The sequence below is a fragment of the Vallitalea sediminicola genome, assembly GCF_054408565.1.
On the sequence record NZ_BTPT01000288.1, the window covers coordinates 1 to 242 of the forward strand.

At 27.3% G+C, this 242-nt stretch carries 1 protein-coding gene; it reads left to right on the forward strand.

Going from position 1 to position 242, the window contains the following annotated elements:
• A partial coding sequence (locus ACX6CF_RS26775) for a hypothetical protein (RefSeq protein ID WP_458788426.1) occupies positions 1-242 on the forward strand: 242 nt, incomplete at both ends.

Below are 242 nucleotides of genomic sequence, written 5' to 3' on the forward strand. Positions count from 1 at the left end.
CACTCTAATAAGAAAAAAACAGATAAGGAAAAGCAAATTGAAATAATCAATAATGGTAAAATTATTTTAGAGTTAAATCAGACTGTTAATGATCAAGGGCAAGTTGAGGTTACAATTTCAGATTATTTAGTAGAGAAGGCTATTTCTCAAATGAAAAAAGATGATACAGAATTCTTAATTAATACCAGCAAAATGGATGATCAAGTATCAGGAATTATTCTTGAATTACCTGAAGCAATAAT